The sequence below is a fragment of the Meiothermus sp. genome, assembly GCF_026004115.1.
Taxonomy (GTDB): Bacteria; Deinococcota; Deinococci; order Deinococcales; family Thermaceae; genus Meiothermus.
This window is the reverse complement of sequence record NZ_BPIM01000001.1, coordinates 55454-72614: the sequence shown is the minus strand read 5'-3', so window position 1 is coordinate 72614 and position 17161 is coordinate 55454. Positions and strand designations below refer to the sequence as shown.

The 17161-nt window shown below is 61.7% G+C and carries 12 protein-coding genes; 7 read left to right on the top strand and 5 right to left on the bottom strand.

The features are described 5' to 3' along the window. Positions 1–277: 277 nt before the first annotated feature. From purE to Q0X23_RS00320, 3 genes are all read left to right on the top strand, one after another. Positions 278–784, top strand: coding sequence for a 5-(carboxyamino)imidazole ribonucleotide mutase (purE, locus tag Q0X23_RS00330; protein WP_297858436.1), 507 nt, complete (start codon positions 278–280; stop codon positions 782–784). 61 nt (positions 785–845) lie between these two features. Further along, on the top strand, positions 846–4223 hold the full coding sequence (locus tag Q0X23_RS00325; RefSeq protein ID WP_297861135.1) for a bifunctional diguanylate cyclase/phosphodiesterase: 3378 nt from the start codon (positions 846–848) through the stop codon (positions 4221–4223). Between the two features lie 123 nt (positions 4224–4346). Continuing rightward, positions 4347–5471 (top strand): 5-(carboxyamino)imidazole ribonucleotide synthase, encoded by a 1125-nt coding sequence (locus Q0X23_RS00320; protein ID WP_297858435.1) that lies wholly within the window; start codon positions 4347–4349, stop codon positions 5469–5471. Positions 5472–5684: 213 nt separating this feature from the next. On the opposite strand, the gene metH is transcribed toward Q0X23_RS00320, so the two are convergent. The 3 genes from metH to thrB all read right to left on the bottom strand — a co-directional run bounded on the left by metH (position 5685) and on the right by thrB (position 11271). Continuing rightward, on the bottom strand, positions 5685–9332 hold the full coding sequence (gene metH, locus Q0X23_RS00315; RefSeq protein ID WP_374707434.1) for a methionine synthase: 3648 nt from the start codon (positions 9330–9332) through the stop codon (positions 5685–5687). 317 nt (positions 9333–9649) lie between these two features. Further along, positions 9650–10399: a DUF4388 domain-containing protein gene (locus Q0X23_RS00310; protein WP_297858434.1), complete on the bottom strand. Its 750-nt coding sequence runs from the start codon at positions 10397–10399 to the stop codon at positions 9650–9652. Next, on the bottom strand, positions 10369–11271 hold the full coding sequence (gene thrB, locus Q0X23_RS00305; protein WP_297858433.1) for a homoserine kinase: 903 nt from the start codon (positions 11269–11271) through the stop codon (positions 10369–10371). Before thrB ends, Q0X23_RS00310 begins: the two co-directional genes overlap by 31 nt. Positions 11272–11647: 376 nt before the next feature. Here thrB and Q0X23_RS00300 point away from each other — a divergent pair, with 376 nt between their 5' ends. Both Q0X23_RS00300 and Q0X23_RS00295 read left to right on the top strand, forming a co-directional pair. Further along, positions 11648–12493 carry a hypothetical protein gene (locus Q0X23_RS00300; protein WP_297858432.1) on the top strand — a complete coding sequence of 282 codons (846 nt, stop codon included), beginning with the start codon at positions 11648–11650 and terminating at the stop codon, positions 12491–12493. 64 nt (positions 12494–12557) lie between these two features. Further along, entirely contained in the window at positions 12558–13274 is a 717-nt protein-coding gene (locus tag Q0X23_RS00295; protein WP_297858431.1) for a hypothetical protein, read from the top strand. Here Q0X23_RS00295 and Q0X23_RS00290 read toward each other — a convergent pair. Further along, complete coding sequence (locus Q0X23_RS00290) at positions 13243–14715, bottom strand: NAD(P)H-hydrate dehydratase (protein ID WP_297858430.1); 1473 nt, start codon at positions 14713–14715, stop codon at positions 13243–13245. The two genes, Q0X23_RS00295 and Q0X23_RS00290, sit on opposite strands and share 32 nt — an antisense overlap. 118 nt (positions 14716–14833) lie before the next feature. Between Q0X23_RS00290 and Q0X23_RS00285 the strand changes: the two genes are divergently transcribed. Continuing rightward, the gene (locus Q0X23_RS00285) at positions 14834–15568 is read left to right on the top strand and encodes an NAD-dependent deacylase (protein ID WP_297858429.1); all 735 of its coding nucleotides are present in this window, start codon (positions 14834–14836) and stop codon (positions 15566–15568) included. Here Q0X23_RS00285 and Q0X23_RS00280 read toward each other — a convergent pair. After that, on the bottom strand, positions 15560–16291 hold the full coding sequence (locus Q0X23_RS00280; RefSeq protein WP_297858428.1) for a TVP38/TMEM64 family protein: 732 nt from the start codon (positions 16289–16291) through the stop codon (positions 15560–15562). The genes Q0X23_RS00285 and Q0X23_RS00280 overlap by 9 nt on opposite strands. 168 nt (positions 16292–16459) lie before the next feature. Between Q0X23_RS00280 and Q0X23_RS00275 the strand changes: the two genes are divergently transcribed. Further along, a complete protein-coding gene (locus tag Q0X23_RS00275) occupies positions 16460–17149 on the top strand; it encodes a monothiol bacilliredoxin BrxC family protein (protein ID WP_297858427.1) in 690 nt (229 codons plus the stop codon). Positions 17150–17161: the final 12 nt, after the last annotated feature.

Below are 17161 nucleotides of genomic sequence, written 5' to 3'. Positions count from 1 at the left end.
AAATCAATCTAGGCCAACCCGGCCCAGGGAAAACCAGGTTGTGTTATGGTCAGTTTTTGCTAAACTGGCACTTAGCCTGGGGAATAACAGCTCTTAAATAAAACCGAAGCTTCTTTGCCGTGCGTATTTGCCGTGCGTATGGCTACCTCGAAACCCGTGGCCCGCGGTTGGAATCGCCTTCACCTGGCCAGCCCAGTTGGGCTTTTGCGGGTTTTTCGGCTATCCAGGATGTGCCCAGGATGAACCGGGGACGGCCCCCGCGGTAAACTGAATGGCCATGGAACTGCCCTCGCACCCTCTAGTTGGGATCATTATGGGCTCCAGGTCAGACTGGGAGACCATGCAACACGCTGCGCAAACCCTGGAGCAACTCCAGGTTTCCTACGAGGTGCGGGTGGTTTCGGCGCACCGCACCCCCGACCTGCTTTTTGAATATGCCGAGCAGGCCGAGGCGCGGGGCCTCGAGGTCATCATTGCTGGGGCCGGTGGGGCCGCGCACCTGCCGGGTATGACCGCGGCCAAAACCGGCCTGCCGGTGCTGGGGGTTCCGGTGGAATCCAGAGCCCTCAAAGGGCTGGACTCCCTTTTGTCCATCGTGCAGATGCCGGCTGGCGTGCCCGTGGGAACTCTGGCCATTGGCCGGGCGGGGGCCGTCAATGCGGCTTTACTAGCGGTGGGTATCCTGGGCAACAAGTACCCTAAGTGCAAAGCCGCTTTGGCAAACTACCGCAAGGCCCAGACCGAGGCGGTGCTGGCCAAGCCCGACCCCCGCCTCGAGAGCTGAGCTTTTTCGGGCAAATGAGCCGAATTTTCCTGCCCAATGCCCTAAACTAAGCAGGGTGAGCATGGGCAGTCGGGCCTATGGCGGGGTATGGCTGGTAGCAGGGCTGCTATCCGCGGTTTTGCTGGTGTGGGGCGTGGCTGCCCGCTGGTGGGGCTGGGCCCTCGTGTGCGCATTGCTGCTAGGGCTTTTGGCCTGGCTGTACTGGAGGCTGGCGGTGCTCGAGGGTCGCCGTGCGCTTCAGGGGCACCAGGCCGACCGCGCGTTCGACGAAATGGAACTGCTGGTAGTCAGGCTAGACCGGCAGGGCCGCATTGTTTTTTGTAACCGGTATTTGCTCGAGCTTACTGGCTGGACATGGCCCCAGGTGGTCGGGCGTGATTGGTTTGATTTATTCGTGCCGGAGCATGAGGGGGTCAAGGAGATTTTTCATCAACAAATGGCCCAAGGCACCATCATGCTCCAGTACAAAAACAGCATCCTGACCCGCCATAAAGAACTGCGGCAGGTGGTGTGGAAGAATGCCCTGTTGCGCGACGCGCAGGGGCAGGTGGTGGGCACTACCTCCATCGGGCAAGATATTACTGCGCTCGAGCAGGCCGAGCAGGAGCATGCACGAAGTGAAAGACTGCTGCGCCAGATTGTCCAGACCGTGCAGGACGTGGTATTGCTGACCGATGCCAATGCCCTCATTCAGTATGCGACGCCCTCGGTATATCCGGTGGCCGGATGGAAGCCAGAAGAGGTGGTGGGCCGGTCGGTGTACAGCCTGCTGGATTCAGAACAACAGCGCATCTACGAGCGGATGATCCGCGAGGCCACACCCGAAAAACACTTAGCCCAGGTGGGCTTTTCCTATCAACACCCTGATGGCCGACAGCGGATTTTGGAGGCTTCCATCAACTTCCTTTTTTCGCCCGAGGGCGTTTTCCAGGGGGCCGTAGTAGGGATTCGGGACGTCACCGAGCGTTACCAGGCCGAGCAGGCCGTGCGCGAGAGCGAGCAGCGCTTGCGCGAGCTGGCCAACTCCATGCGCGATGTGGTGATGATGCTCGACCTGAAAGGAGCCATTGAGTACGTGACCCCTTCGGTCAAGGCTGCCCTGGGGTACGACCCCGAGGAGCTGCTGGGACGGAGCGCCTTTGACTTTTTCGACCCGGAAGACCATGGATGGGTATTGGAGGCGGTGCGGGCGGCCCGTGAAGGGCGGCGTCCCTTGCGCCTGGAGTACCAGCACCGCCACAGGGATGGTTCAAGAATCTGGCTCGAGACCCAGCTCGACTTCATCTACGACCCGGAGGGTCAGCCATTGCGTATGGTACTGGGTGCTCGCCAGATTCAAGACCGACGCGAGGCCGAGGAACAACTCCGCCAAAGTGAACAAATGCTGCGGCAAATTACCAATGCCATGCAGGATGTGGTGGCCCTGACCGACTCGAAGGGTTATATACGCTATGTCACCCCCTCGGTCGAGCGTTTGTTGGGGTACAAACCCGAGCAGATGCTGGGTCAGCCGGCTTTCGATTTTCTGGTGCCCGAAGACCGCACCAAGGCCATGCAGCTGGCCGAGCAGGGCCTGGCCGGGGGAGGGGGTTACCGCCTCGAGGGCCGTTACCGGCACGCCGAGGGCCACTATATCTGGATTGACACCCTGGTCAACTTCATCACTGACGAAAAGGGCAATCCTACGGGTAGCGTGGTGAGTGGGCGCGACGTCACCGAGCGGCGACAAGCCGAAGAAGCCCTACGGGAACGCGAGTATCGCCTGAGCCAGATTACCAACTCCATTCAGGATGTGGTCTTGCTGCTCGATCCATATGGCAGGGTGCAGTATGCGACCCCTTCTGTAAAGCAGACCCTGGGTTTTGCGCCAGAGGAGCTGGTAGGCCGCCCCGTTTCGATGCTGGCCGATGCAGCCCAGTGGCGGGCCATTCGGCAGCAGGGCCGCCAAGCCATTCAGGAGCGGCGGGCCTGCAAGATTGAGTGCAGTTGCCGACACAAGGATGGACACCGGGTTTGGATTGAGAGCCTGGTTAATTTTGTATGGGATGAATTGGGGGCTTTGCAGGGCGTTGTGGTGGGGATGCGGGATACCAGTGAGCGCAAACAACAACAGGCTTATGTGGAATACATGGCCTACCACGACGAACTCACCAAGCTGCCCAACCGCCGGGCGCTGCGGCGGGCTGCTGAAGCGTTGCTGACCAGGGCGGCCCAGCAGGATGTGCCGCTTAGCTTGCTGTACCTCGATCTGGATAATTTCAAAACCGTCAACGACTCCCTGGGGCATGATGTGGGCGATGAGCTGCTGGTAGAGGTTTCACAGGTCTTGAGCAAACAACTCCGCGCCGAGGATATGCTGGCCCGACTGGGGGGCGACGAGTTTGCTTGCATTTTGTACAACACCGAAGCAGAGCGAGCCCAGCAGGTGGCCTTTCGTATGGCTCGAGCCATTCGGGGAGCCCTTGGCGGGGATAACATTACGCTCAACCTGCCCAACCTGGGCGTGAGCGTGGGCATTGCCAGCTTTCCCAAAGACGGCAGTAGTTTTGTGGAATTGCTCAAGGTGGCCGATATTGCCATGTACCAGGCCAAGGACTCGGGCAGCCGGGTGGTTGTTTACGATGCGGCCAAAAGCCCTTACACCAACGAGCGGCTGCAGTTCGAGGCAGATCTGCGCAAGGCCACCCAGGGCCAACAGCTCCAACTTCTTTATCAGCCCATCTGGCACCTAAAAGAGCGCCGCCTGGAGGGGGCCGAGGCTTTATTGTGCTGGCCCTACCAGGGAAGGGTTTTGAGCGCTTCGGAGTTCGTGCCGCTGGCCGAGGAGGTGCACCTGGTGGAGCAGATGGATCTATTGGCGCTCCAGAAAGGTTTGTTGCAACTAAAGAGCTGGCATCAAGCGGGGCAACGCTACTACGTGTCGCTCAACATCTCCACCCAGTCGTTGGTGCAGCCCGAGGTGGTTCGCGAGCTGTTGCAGCAACTGGCCAGCGCTGAAATAGACCCCCGCTGGCTCACCCTCGAGATCACCGAGAGTGTGGTGTTGCGTGAACCCGAACAGGCCCGTAAAGTGCTGAGCGTATTCAAAGGCCTGGGGGTTCGGGTGGCTATAGACGATTTTGGCAGCGGCTATGCGTCGCTGAGCTACCTGCGCCAGCTTCCGCTGGATCGCCTGAAGATTGACCGCAGCTTTATTAGCTACCTGGGCACCAGCGTGCGCGACGAGAAGCTGGTTCGGGCGGCCATCGATTTGGCGCACAGCCTCGAGGCCGAGGTGGTGGCCGAGGGGGTCGAAACCCCGCTGCAACTCGAGTGGCTTGGTGAAAACGACTGCGACTTGGTACAAGGATACCTGTTGGGTCACCCGACCCCGATTGAAGACTGGCCGCCGCGGTCTATCGAGCGGTGGTTCCTCCCTGCCATCAAGGCAGAGGATTAGTGCTGGGCTCGGTGAACCCTAACTAAGCGCTTGAAGCGCTCCTGGCTGAGGTTTGCGAGGGTTTACGCCCCGACCCTGCCGGGGGTGTTGGGCTCTTCCATCTACCTCGAGTAGGCTATAGGTGTGCGGATAGGGGTTCTGGGCGGTGGACAACTGGGAAGAATGCTGGCCCTGGCAGGGTACCCCCTGGGGCTGCGCTTTCGCTTCTTGGATCGGGTGGCGGAGGCTCCGGCGGGCCAGTTGGCCGAGCTGGTGCAGGGCGATTATGCCGACGAAGCGGTGTTGGGCCGCTTTGCCGAGGGCCTCGAGCTCATCACCTACGAGTTCGAGAACGTACCGGTGGGGGCGGCGAACTGGCTGGCCGAACGCCGACCCGTTTACCCGCCGCCGGCAGCCCTCGAGGTAGCGCAGGATCGACTGGACGAAAAGACCTTTTTTCAGGGGCTGGGTATTCCTACCCCCTTGTTTTATCCGGTGCTGACCCAAAACGACCTGCTGGATGGCCTCGAGCGCACCGGCTTTCCGGCCATACTCAAAACTCGGCGGCTGGGCTACGACGGCAAGGGCCAGAAGCTGCTGCGTTCGTCGAACGACCTCGAGACCGCCTGGCTACAGCTCGGGGGACAGCCCCTTATTCTGGAAGCTTTTGTGCCCTTCGAGCGCGAGCTGTCCATTCTGGCGGTGCGCAGCCGAAGCGGTCAGGTGGCTTTTTATCCCCTGGTGGAAAACCACCACAAGGGCGGCATCCTTCGCAAAAGCCTGGCCCCTGCCCCGGCCACCCCGGCCCGTCTACAGCACGAGGCCGAGCACCTTGCCCTGCGGGTGATGGAAAAACTGGACTATGTGGGGGTGCTGGCCATCGAGCTGTTCGAGGTCGAGGGCGTTCTTTGGGCCAACGAGATGGCCCCCCGGGTGCACAATTCGGGCCACTGGACGATTGAAGGAGCCGAGACCAGCCAGTTCGAAAACCACCTGCGGGCTGTACTGGGCCTACCCTTAGGTTCTACGGCAGCCCGGGGCCACTCGGCCATGCTGAACCTGATTGGTTTGCAGCCCAACCCTATGCGCGTGCTGGAAATTCCCGGGGCCCACCTGCACTGGTACGGCAAGGAGGTGCGCCCCGGGCGTAAGGTGGGGCACATGACCCTGCGGGCCGATACCCGAGATGCGCTGGAAGCGAGGCTACAAGCATTGGAGGCTATGTTGAATCAGGAAACCTCACCCTTTATACCGGATTCAAAAAGATAATCATCCAAACCAAAGATCCCCCAGAGGCTATCTTTTTGAATCCTAGAGCACACCCCTTCCGAACGGTCGGCGAAGAAAGCGTCTGCCTTCCAAGGGGCTTACGCCCTCCGCTACGCGGATAACTTCCAAGGGGCGGTATCGCCCTCCGCTACGCGGATAACTTCGGCCCGGTTAGTTCGCCGCCATCCGGCGCCGAAATAACCGAATCTGGTATTACAGGTTGAAATAGCGCGCCGAGGGATGGTGTACCACGATAGCGCTGGTGGATTGCTCGGGGTGAAGCTGGTACTCTTCGCTTAACTCGACCCCAATTTCCTGCCACTGGAGCAGGTCTTGCAAATAGCGCTGGTCTTCTAGGCGAGGGCAGGCCGGGTAGCCAAAGCTGTAGCGGCTGCCCTGGTAGCCCTGCCGGAAAAGCTCCTCCAGGTTTGTGGCGTCGCCTTGGGCAATGTCCAACTGCTGTCGGATGCGCTTGTGCCAGTACTCGGCCAGGGCCTCGGCCATCTCCACCGAGAAGCCATGCAAATACAGGTAATCCTGATAGGCATCGGACTGGAACAACGCCTGAGCTACCTCCGAGACCTTGCGGCCCATGGTGACTACCTGGGCGGCCAGCACGTCGCGGGCGCCATTATCCCAGGCCGCCTGTGGAATCCAGTCTTGCTCCTGGCTCAGGGGATCGGCGTAGCGGGGGCGGAAGAAGTCGGCGATGCACAAGTGGCGGGAGCCCGCGCCCATCTGGCGGGGGAAGTTGAAGCGGAAGCGCTCGGCCCCAGTGGCCGGGTCAAAGACGATCAGTTCGTTTTTATCCGAGGCCACAGGCCAGTAGCCATAGACCACGGCGGGCTCGAGCCAGCCTTCACCCATGGCCTGGAGCACCATGTCCTCGAACATCGGCTCGGCCAGGCGCTCCAGATAGGCCTCGTATTCCGGCTGGCTCATCTCGCCCTTGCGAAAGCCCCACTGCCCCCGGAAGAGTGCGTTCTTGTTGACGTAGCGGGAGATGACCCCGATCTCGAGCTCGCTCCTATCCACCACCCGCCGCCCCCAAAAGGGGGGCCGGGGGATGCGGGGAGCCGGTGGGGTGTTGGAAGGGATGTATTCTGAACCGGCCATCAGCTTCTCCTGCAAAATCTCGTAAGCGGTTTTGTATTTGTGTCCGCTGACCTCGCGGCTGGTGAGTCGGGGCGGGGCATGGCCCGTCAGTTCTTCCATCAGTTGCAGACCGTCGAAGGCGTCAGAAGCGTAAAAAACCGGGCCGGTGGTATAGGTCTGGCGCAGGTCGTTTTCCACATAATGCCGGTTGAGCGCCGCCCCACCCAGCACCACCGGCAGGCTTACCCCCCGAGCGGCCATATACTCCAGGTTTTCCTTCATCACCACGGTGCTCTTGACCAGCAAGCCGCTCATGCCCACCGCATCGGGCCGGTGCTCTTCTACCGCTGCCAGAATCTCCTCGATGGGCTTCTTGATGCCCAGGTTGACCACCTTGTAGCCATTGTTGGAGAGGATGATGTCCACCAGGTTCTTGCCGATGTCGTGCACATCGCCCTTTACTGTAGCGAGTACCATGGTACCCTTGTGCACGCCTTCCAGCTTTTCCATTTTGGGCTCGAGGTAGCGCACGGCGGCCTTCATGGTTTCGGCGGCTTGCAGCACAAAGGGCAGTTGCATCTTGCCTGCGCCGAACAGGTCACCCACCACCTTCATGCCCTCCAGGAGTATCTGGTTGATAATCTCTACCGGCGTGTACCGGGTGAGGGCGAGCTCGAGGTCGGTCTCGAGGCCCACCTTACGGCCCTCGATGATGCGTTTTTGCAGGCGCTCCTCGAGGGGGAGCCCGGCCAGCGGATCCTTGGCCAGGGCCTTGTCCACCTTGTTCTTGGCGAAGTAGTCCACAAACGCAAACAGGGGGTCGTGGGTCACCTCGCCGTCCGCGCCAAACTGCCGACGGTCGTAGATCAGATCCAGGGCCAGCTCGTACTGCTCTTTAGGAATCTGATTAATGGGCAGAATCTTACCGGCGTTCAGAATGGCCGCGGTCAGGCCGGCCTGGATGCACTCGTCCAGGAAGACCGAGTTAAGCACCACCCGGGCCTGCGCCGAGAGCCCAAACGAAACGTTGGAGATGCCCAGGATGAAACCCACCTCGGGGAGCTGCTCGCGCAAGCGGCGGATACCCTCAACGGTCCATAAGGCCAGCTTGCGGGTGTCCTCATCGCCCTGGGTGATGGGGAAGGTCAGCAAGTCAAAGAGGATGGACTCCCCCGGAATGCCGTGCACCTGGGTGAGGCGCTCGTACATGCGCAGGGCAATCTCCACTTTGCGCTCCACCGTTTTGGCCATGCCGGCTTCCTTGTCCTCGTCGATGGTCAGGGCCACCAGCGCGGCCCCGTGGCGCTTGGCCAGGGCTGCCACCCGGTCGAACTTCTCCAGGCCATCTTCCAGGTTTACCGAGTTCAGAATGGCCCGCCCGCCCAGGTGCAGCAGGGCCTCCTCCATCACCTCGGGCTGGGTGGAGTCAATCATGATGGGGATAGGTACGCTGGTGGCAAAGCGCCTCAGCACCTCGCGCATGTCGCGCACTTCGTCGCGCCCGGTCCAGGCCACCGATACGTCCAGCACGTGGGCGCCCTCGGCCACCTGTTCTGCGGCCAGTTCGGTCATCCCGTCGAAGTCTCCGGCGAACAAGAGCTCGCGGAACTTCTTACTCCCCGTGGCGTTGGTGCGCTCTCCTACAATCAGAATGCCGGTATCTTGCTTGAGCGGCACGCTCTGGTAGAGGCTAGCGACCTGGCCCAAAGGAGAGGCGCTGGGGGTTGGCTGGCTATGGCGCAGAGCAGGAATGTCTTTTCCGTGTAGGGCCTCGGCCAGCGCCCGGATGTGCGCAGGGCCGGTTCCGCAACACCCCCCTACTACGTTCAGGCCGTACTCCTGCACAAACTTGAGCTGCCAGCGGGCTAGTTCGGCGGGGGTGAGGTCAAATACCGCCTTGCCCCCCTCGTTGCGGGGCAGGCCCGCGTTGGGCAGGCAGCTCACCCAGCGGGTGCTGTGCTGGCAGAAATGGCGGATGTGCGAGTCCATAAGGTCGGGGCCTACGGCACAGTTGATCCCGACCACATCTACCGGCAGGCTCTCCAGCACGGTCAGGGCGGCGCTGTCATCGGTGCCGACCAGCAGAGTGCCGGTGGCCTCGAACGTTACCTGCACCTGCAGCGGCACCTCGCGAGCGGCGTCCTGCATGGCCTGCCGGGCGGCCAGCACCGCGCAGCGTACCTGCAAGATGTCCTGGCAGGTCTCGATAATGAGCAGGTCCACCCCGCCCTGTATGAGGCCCCGGGCACCGGTGCGGTAGGACTCGAACATTTCACCCCAGCCAATCTGCCCCAGCGAGATGAGCTTGGTGCCGGGCCCCAGCGACCCCGCCACAAAGCGGGGCTTTTTGCTCGAGTACGCCTCAGCGGCCTCCCGGGCAATCTGGGCGGCGGCAAAGGCCAGGTCTTCGGCCTCGGCCTCCAGGCCGTACTCGGAAAGCACATGGGGCAAGCAGCCAAAGGTGTTGGTCTCGATTACGTCCGCGCCGACCTCGAGGTAGCTGCGGTGTATCGCACCGATCACATCCGGGCGGGTGCGGTTCAAAATTTCAGGACAACCGCTATACTGCTCGCCCCCATAATCCGCGTCGCTCAGGTTGTACTTGAAAATTTCCGTGCCCATGGCCCCGTCGTAGACCAGCACCCGCTCCGAAAGGGCCTTCAGATACGGGAAAGCCTCTACCCGGGCCGCCCGCCGGTAGCCCTGGGCCGTCAGAGGTTCGATGCCTTGCTCGGCGAAGAAGTCACGCGGTGCGCTTACACTCACAAGAGCTATTGTAGGACACGGTATACCAAAGCTAAAGGCGGAGGGTGGTTTGTCTAAAGTCCATAACCGATAGCAGATCGCCCATTGCCGATAGTCACTGAGACTGGCAGGGTTTGTGCAGGTTGCCCGGCTTGAGATAGGCCTCATCTCATCGGCCAGAACGCTTGCGACCGCTAGTGGTCTGGTAACCAAGAATTCAGCATGCACTTCAGTGCCTCCCAATGGGCTGCAGATCGCAATTTTGGACAATCAACGTGTTTCAAAACGTACCGCAAAAAAAGTTACCCGCGCACAAGAATCGTGGTGCTTCTTCTGGACTACTTCTGCGGGTTCTGTTCAGCCTCGATTTCCCACAGCAGGTCGCGCAGAATCCATCCCCTTCCGGGGGCCTCGAGTTCTCCACTGCTGATGCGCTGGATCAGGTAGTTGCGAACCTGGGCGATGGGAAGTCCAGCGTGTATAAGCTCGCCAAGGTTGCGGCTGCCATCCAGCAATACTGTCATATCCCTGGGGTCGCGGATGCCCGCCTGGGTTCGGCGGGCCGAAGGGTGGCGGATGCGCAGGGCAAACCAGGCGTATTTGCGCAGTTTGGTCAGGTCGCCCTCCCGCAGCCCTCGCCAGGCCCGTTCGGTGGCGATGATGAGTGGAACCCCCCAGCTCTTAGCCGCAGCACGCACACTTTTGCCCCCCACAAAGACCGCAAAAGGCTCTATCGCCCGGGGGGTTTCCAGAACCCGGCTGGGGGAGTCCAGCACACTGCGAAAGCGGGCCCACTGGTCGTTCATGCGGGCCCATTCTCCCATGAAGGCCTTGAAGGGCATCAGCGGATGGCCCTGAACATGGTCTGCTTCAAACTTGAAGTGGCCTTGTTCGGGGTGCAGCGGGAAGGTCGAGATGGCCTCGAAGCCCTCCCAGTCCAGGATGCCCCCCCCGACCACCTCGCCCTCCTCAAAGTGCAAATGCAAGGGGAGTTTGCCGCTATCCAGGTGCAAAACCCCGGTTCCACGGTTGGCGTGGATCATCTCCAGGACATCGCTCAGCGGGATGGTACCGAAACTGCCTTCCACCGCAAACCCTCCCCCAGCCCCAGCACCAGGGTGGAGCCTTGCCCCACATAGCCTTGCATGGCCCCGCGAATGGCCTCTGTATGGTGGATTTCGGCCAGTGCAGCCAGGGTCGGGCCGGCCCCCCCTACAAAAGCTGCCAGCGCACCCGCAGCATAAACCTGTTCAAGTGTCGCCTCGAGGCCCGGCATCAGATGCGCCCGGTAGGGCTGGTGCAGGCGATCCCTTGCGGCTTCCCGCAAGGCCTCCAGACGCCCTGAATAGAGGGCTGCGGGCCAGAGTGCGCTGCGGGCCAAATTGTATACGGCATCGACAAGGGGAATGGTTTTGGGCAATGCAGACCTGGCCAACGGCGTAGGTACCTCGTAAGGCGGTACCCCCAGCACAAAAACCAGCCCTTTAGGGGAGGGCAGAGGCAAAGCCAGGGGGGGGTCGGCCAGAGCCGCCACAAAGCCCCCATACACCGCAGGCGCTACGTTGTCGGGGTGGCCCTCGAGGGCGGCAGTGACCGCGAATATGCCTTCTTTGCCAAGCTGATGCCCCGAGAGCAGATCGGCCAGTGCAGCTCCGGCGACCAGAGCTGCCGAGCTGCTGCCCATCCCGCGGGCCAGCGGAATGGGGTTGTGGGCCTGGATCGCAAGGGTAGGCGGATTGGCTTCGCCCAGGGCCTGCCAGGCAGTCCGGTAGCCCTGGTGGATCAGGTTGTGGGGGGTATTGGGTACATGTCCCTGGCCGGAGTAGTGCAACTGGTCGCTGGGAGCGGGTGAGGCGCTGACCTCGAGGTATAGATCGAGGGCGACCCCCAGGGCATCGAAGCCAGAACCCAGGTTGGCCAGGGTGGCCGGAACTTGAACATACAGGGTTTCGTCGGACATAGCTCTCCCGCCTGGGGCGGTTATGTCATCATAACCTCTGGCCGAACCTGTGCAATGCTCAAAAACTGCCACAGAGATTCGCTGGTGTTAGAGCCGCACTCAAGTCATAATCCCGGCGGGTGACGTGGTACACTGCCCGTTAACATATTATGGGCACTAAAGCCCTTCTCGCATTGCTTGATCATGTTTGTGAGCGAACAAATGGCACCAAGGCTGAGATATGTACAGTGGTATATCAGGGTGTGGTGGGTATGAAGCAGGATGGGGGCCTGGCCTTGTTCGGTATGTGGATTGTAGTTCTTGCGCGCTATCGTGCCCTATGCAGATTGGGCATTTATGCATCTTCGCCGGGTCAGGCATCGGTGCAGGGGGGGCTGTGAGCGAGAACCGGGGTCTGCTCGACCACATCTCTCCTGCGCTGATGGGCTACTTGCTGAGCTTTTTGCCCCAGCACGATCCCCTGGCCGAGAGTGTGCCGGGCGGCCTGCTGACTTCAGAACTGGTCGAGCGGCTGCTGGGAGACAGCTTTTGCGGCTACGCGCTGGCCCATTTTTCGGGTGAAGAGCGGGGCTGGCTGGCCTTTTATCGTGGGCGGCTCCTGGAGGCCTGGCGACAGACGACCTACGGCCACCTTTGCGGCACCGTGGCCTACCGGGCCTTACAGCGCGAGTTTGGCCAGGGCACCCTATCGCTCTACCGGCTGCAACCCGACGATCTGCCCCCGGTGGTAGCCCTCACCCAGGGTTTGTTGCGTATTACCGCTGTGGCTGCCAGCAGTGTGGTGGTGGCGGATCTGGTGGATTCGCTGGTACAGGAGCAGTTTACCGGTGCGCTGGTATGGGAGGATGGCCTGGTGGGGCGGGCCTGGTTTTTTGCCAGAGGAAAGCGCCTTTTTGGCGGAGAGCTACCCACCGAGTTTCGCGAGGGTCACCTGCACCTGGTGCAGGCCCCCAGCAAAGCGCCGCCCGATTTGCTCGAGCAGGCCCGGCAAGAAGACCGGGAGCAAAGGGCCATTCGATTGAGCGTAGTTTGGAATGCGGCACAGGAAGTGCTCAAAGAATACATGGGGCGCGGCGCTCCTTCGGCCCTCGAGCGCCTGCGCAGTATCCATACCACCGACGACCCCGCCTCGCTGGAGAAAGCCCTGCGCCGCTGGATGAGCGAAAGCCTCGAGCCCAACGCGGCCACGCTTTTCGACCGCTTGCTGCGCCCAACGCTATAGCGGCGATTCGCTTTTGCCGAGGGCAGCTTTTGAGCCTTGACACGCAACCACAAACGGAAGGCGTATGATAACGCTATTAATGATGACTTACGCTTTGCTGGGGCTTTTGTGGCTGGTCTGGTTGTTGGGTTTGCTGAGCGACTCTTATGCTCGCAACCTTGCAGTAAGCCTCTCTAACTTTCTTGGGGCCTACGCACTGGGGTGGGTTGCTGCCCGCTCACCGGCCATTGTTCGCCCGGCCCTGGGTGGCCTGGCGGCGGGCTTGCTGTTTTTGGGAGTGGGCGATCTGCTATTCACCTACAACGTAGCCACCGGCATCGGTACCCAAGCCGTTCGTGAGGTGATTTACCTGGTGGGGGTGGCCCTCTTTTTGCTAATGGGCACCCTGCTGCCTTTCCGCATGGAAGGCCATGGTTTCTATCCCCTGGGGTTTTTCCAGCGCCTGGCCCTGGTGGCCGTGCTGGGCGGGGTATTGCTTTCGGCCCTAACTACCCTGATCCGGCCCCTGAGCCTGATTGAACTGATTTATGCTGGGGTGGCCTTTTACCTGACCCTGCTTTTTGTCCAGCAAACGCCGGTACTGGCGGGGGGGCGCATCGGGCGATACCTGCAAGGGGTGGTGTGGGCGCTGGTCTTGGGCAGCCTGGCTCGAGTGATCTACGTGCTGGGCGGTGTGCCCCCGGCGCTATGGTCCATTGTGGTCTATGACATCCTGTGGCTGCTGGCCATGAGTGTGTTGCTGCTGGGTGTTAATCGTACCCCGGCTCCCAAAAATCCCTAGCGGAGCCTGAACGCAGCTGCTCTACTGCTTCCGGCAGGGTCTCGGCCACTTCGTGGGCCAGGAGGCCCGGCTTCTGGCTTCGATCCCCCGCCAACCCGTGCAGATACACCGCCAATCGGGCGGCGTCCCAGGCCGATAAGCCTGCGGCTAAAAGGGCGGCAATCACCCCCGCCAGCACATCGCCCATCCCGCCGGTGGCCATCTGGGGGTTGCCGGTGCTGTTGACGGCCAGCCGGGTTTCTGAAGTGCCTGGGGGCGTCCAGGCCAGCACCGTAGGCCCCCCTTTGAGCACCACCACCAGGCCCGGGTAACGCTGGGCCAGGGTCTGGGCGGCCTCGAGGGGAAACCGGGCTATCTGCTCGGCTGAATGCCCCAGCAGCCGGCTGGCCTCGCCGGGGTGGGGGGTGAGGATGCTGGGCAGGCCCGACTGGGCATAGGCCCGCAATACCCGCTCGTGCAGGGCGTCCGCGTCGAGTACGGTGGGGCGGGCCAGCCCTAAGGCAGCCAGGGCCGCCTCCACCCCACCTTCCCCGGCCCCCATCCCTACCGCCACCGCCTCGGCCCGGGCCATCTGCAGGTTGGCGGTGTTCCATTCGAATAAGGGAAGCCGCACCGCCTCCAAAGGGGGCACTACGTCGCAGTCGGCGGGATAGGCCACCGTGACCAGCCCGGCGCCGGTTCGGTACGCCCCCAGGGCGGCCAGGCTGGGCGCACCCGTATAGCTCCGATACCCCCCCACCACCAGCACCCGCCCCACCGAGCCTTTGTGCGCGTTGCCGGGGCGGGTGGGCAGCAGGGCACGCATGTTCGCGCTAGATAACAGCTCGGGCAGGTGCGGGTTGTCCAGAGCCCTGGGCGGCATCCCGATGGAATCGAGTAAAATCCGGCCACAGGCGGTCCGGTGGGGATAAAACAGGTGCTCGTTTTTCAGACCCGCCAGCGCCACGGTCAGGTTGGCGCGGATATGGGGTTGGTAGGGGAGGCCCGAGGGCATGTCCACGGCCACCACGGGCAGCCCAGATTGGTTGATTCTTTCCACCAGCAGAGCGTAAAAACCTTCCAGTGGCCCCTTTAGGCCGGTGCCAAACAGCGCATCCAGCACTACGCTGTGCGGCTGGGGTTCCCAGACCGAGAGGGGATCTATTTCCAGGCCGTAGGCCTGCAGCGCTTGTCGGGCCATGGCCGCATCGCCTTCCTGGCCCTCAGCAGCATACACCGCGACCTCGTGACCCCAGTGGGCCAGCCAGCGGGCCGCGACCAGGCCATCGCCGCCGTTGTTGCCCTTGCCACAAAGCACCACAATTTTGCGACCCGCGAAGTACTGCAGCAGACGTTTGGCGGTGCGCCTACCGGCGGCATCCATCAAGAGCAGGCTGGGATAGCCCAGGTCAATCGCCTTACGGTCGGCTTCGCGCATGGCTTGGGCGGTGAAAAGTCGCATAGGAAAAGGTCGAGAGCCAAGGGTACAGGGTCGAGGGCCAAAAAAACAGGAGCCTTGTTGTAACCCCTAAACCCGTCCCTATTCTATGAAGTTTGGGGTCTATGCGTACACTGGAAGCATGAGCAACCTGAACACTGCCCAGGCGCGTCTGGCCCGCGCGCGGCGGGTTGCTGTGCTGACCGGGGCCGGTATTTCGCAGCCCTCGGGCATTCCCACTTTTCGCGATGCCGCTGGCCTGTGGAAAGACTTTGACCTAGAAGAATACGCCACCCCCAGCGCCTATGCCCGCAACCCACAGAAAGTCTGGGAGTGGTACGCCTGGCGCTACCAGAACGTGATGCAGGCCCAGCCCAACCGGGCCCATGTGTTGTTGGCGGTACTCGAGCAGCGGGTGGGGGAGGGCTTTTTTTTGGCAACACAAAACGTGGATAGCTTGCACAGCCGGGCCGGTTCAATCCGCCTGGTTGAGCTGCACGGCAACATCGCCCGGGGCCGCTGCGAACGCTGTGGAGAGCGGTTTCCCCTCCCCGAACCGGCTCAGTTTGTTCCGCCGCCCTATTGTCCAGGTTGTGGGGCCAGGGGCCGTCCGGACGTGGTCTGGTTTGGAGAACTTTTGCCACCGGGCGCCTACGAGCAAGCCGAGCGGGCCTTTACCCAGGCCGAGGTGGCCCTGGTGGTGGGCACCAGCGCCGAGGTCGAGCCTGCCGCCAGCCTGGGGCGGCTGGCCAGCCTGAATGGAGCCTACCTGATTGAAATAAACCCCAACCCCACCCCGCTCTCGAGCTGGGCCGACTGCTCCTTGCGCATGGGCGCGGTGGAAGGCATGCAGGCCCTGATGGGCGATTCAGACTGATTCGCCCTTGCCCGCCTTATTTTTGCGCCGAAGACGGGACTGGTCGTAGAAGATAAAGCCGCCCAGGGCCGTGAGGCCCACCAGGGTGGCGACCAGCAAGAACGGCCCCAGGCAGGAGAAATCGGCCCCCAGCCAGGCCACCACCACTGCCACCGGGGCGGCCCCCACCGAGGTCGCCAGCAAAAACTTGAGCGGATGCATTCGCACCAGTCCGGCCACAAAGTTCACGCTATCGGTAGGTACCACAAACGACAGCCGCAGCGCAATGATGGCCCAGGGCCCGTAGCGCTCGACCTGCTCCTCCACCTTCAGGCGGATTTTCTCGCTCACAAAGCGATCTACCACCACCGGCCCCAGCAACCTGGCCAGGCTATAGCCCAGCATGGCGGCAATAATGGCGCCAACCCAGCCCAGCACACCCCCCACCACCGGCCCAAAGGCCAGCACCGAGATCAGCATCACCAGGGTCATGGGCACCACCGAGACCAGGGTCTGGGCAATCATCAGCCCGATGATGCTCAAGGGGCCCCAGAAGCCCAGCCCGGCTACCCAGGCCTGCAGGACCTGTGGGTTCCCGCCGGAAAGCAAGCCATACACCCCATCCATGCGCTCTTTGAAGCCGGGAAAGACAAAATAAGCGCCCACCAGTGCGCTTGCCAGTAGCAGCAAGGTCAGGAATACAGGCAGTATGGGTAGAGGCCGCGATGCAGAAAGTCGTTCCATTCCAAAGCCCAGGGTAACGTAAAGAATGAGTATTACCTTTGCTATCGGTCACACTTTGGCCTGGACAGAGGGCCCAGGGTCAAGATTGACCGACACTCTGTGTTCAACTGGCAAACCGAAACATGTCCCACGGAGACGGAAGCCAGAAGTGCGTATCTTGATGTCACTATGAGCTTGCGCGAACGAGTCTTCCCGCTCAAAACCCCCGCGGATGTGGATGCCTTTTTGGAAAATCACGAACTGGCAGCGATTTTCAAGGCCAGTACCACCGACAAGACTCTGGAAGCCATGCAACACGTCCAGAAGTACCTGGAGCCCCGCCCGGACGTAGCCATAGGCATCATCCGCATTCCCGAAGACCGTCCGGCTTCGAACCATGTGGAGGCCCGTACGGGTATTCAGCACCAGAGCCCGCAGTTGATCCTCTTCCGTCAGGCCCGGCCGCTCTTCGACCTGGACAACTGGAAGATTAATCCCGACCACTTGGAGCCCCTTCTGCTTCAGTCGTTGCCGGTTCACGTTGGCAAACCGGTGCGAAACCCGGCTGTAGTTGGGCTGCAGGTGTACATGGATTTACTGGATCGCTTCCTAAATGGACAACTGAGCGAGGAGCGCTTTCAGTGGGGCTACCTGGATCAGCTAAAAAAAGAGGCAGGCTGGCGCTCCGAGGAAGACTTTGCCTTGCTCAACAGCCTGTTCCCCAACCCCGATGGCCGGGCCTTTACCCCCGGCAAGGTGGTGGCGCTGGAGTTCCAGGCCCAGCTCGCAGGCCAGGCCGAGCCCCTCTGGGCTCGAGCCAAGCGGTTTCGTGATCAGGTAGCCCACTACCAGGCAGCCAAAGAGGAGGCGTCTCCTTAGATAAAGGCCTGA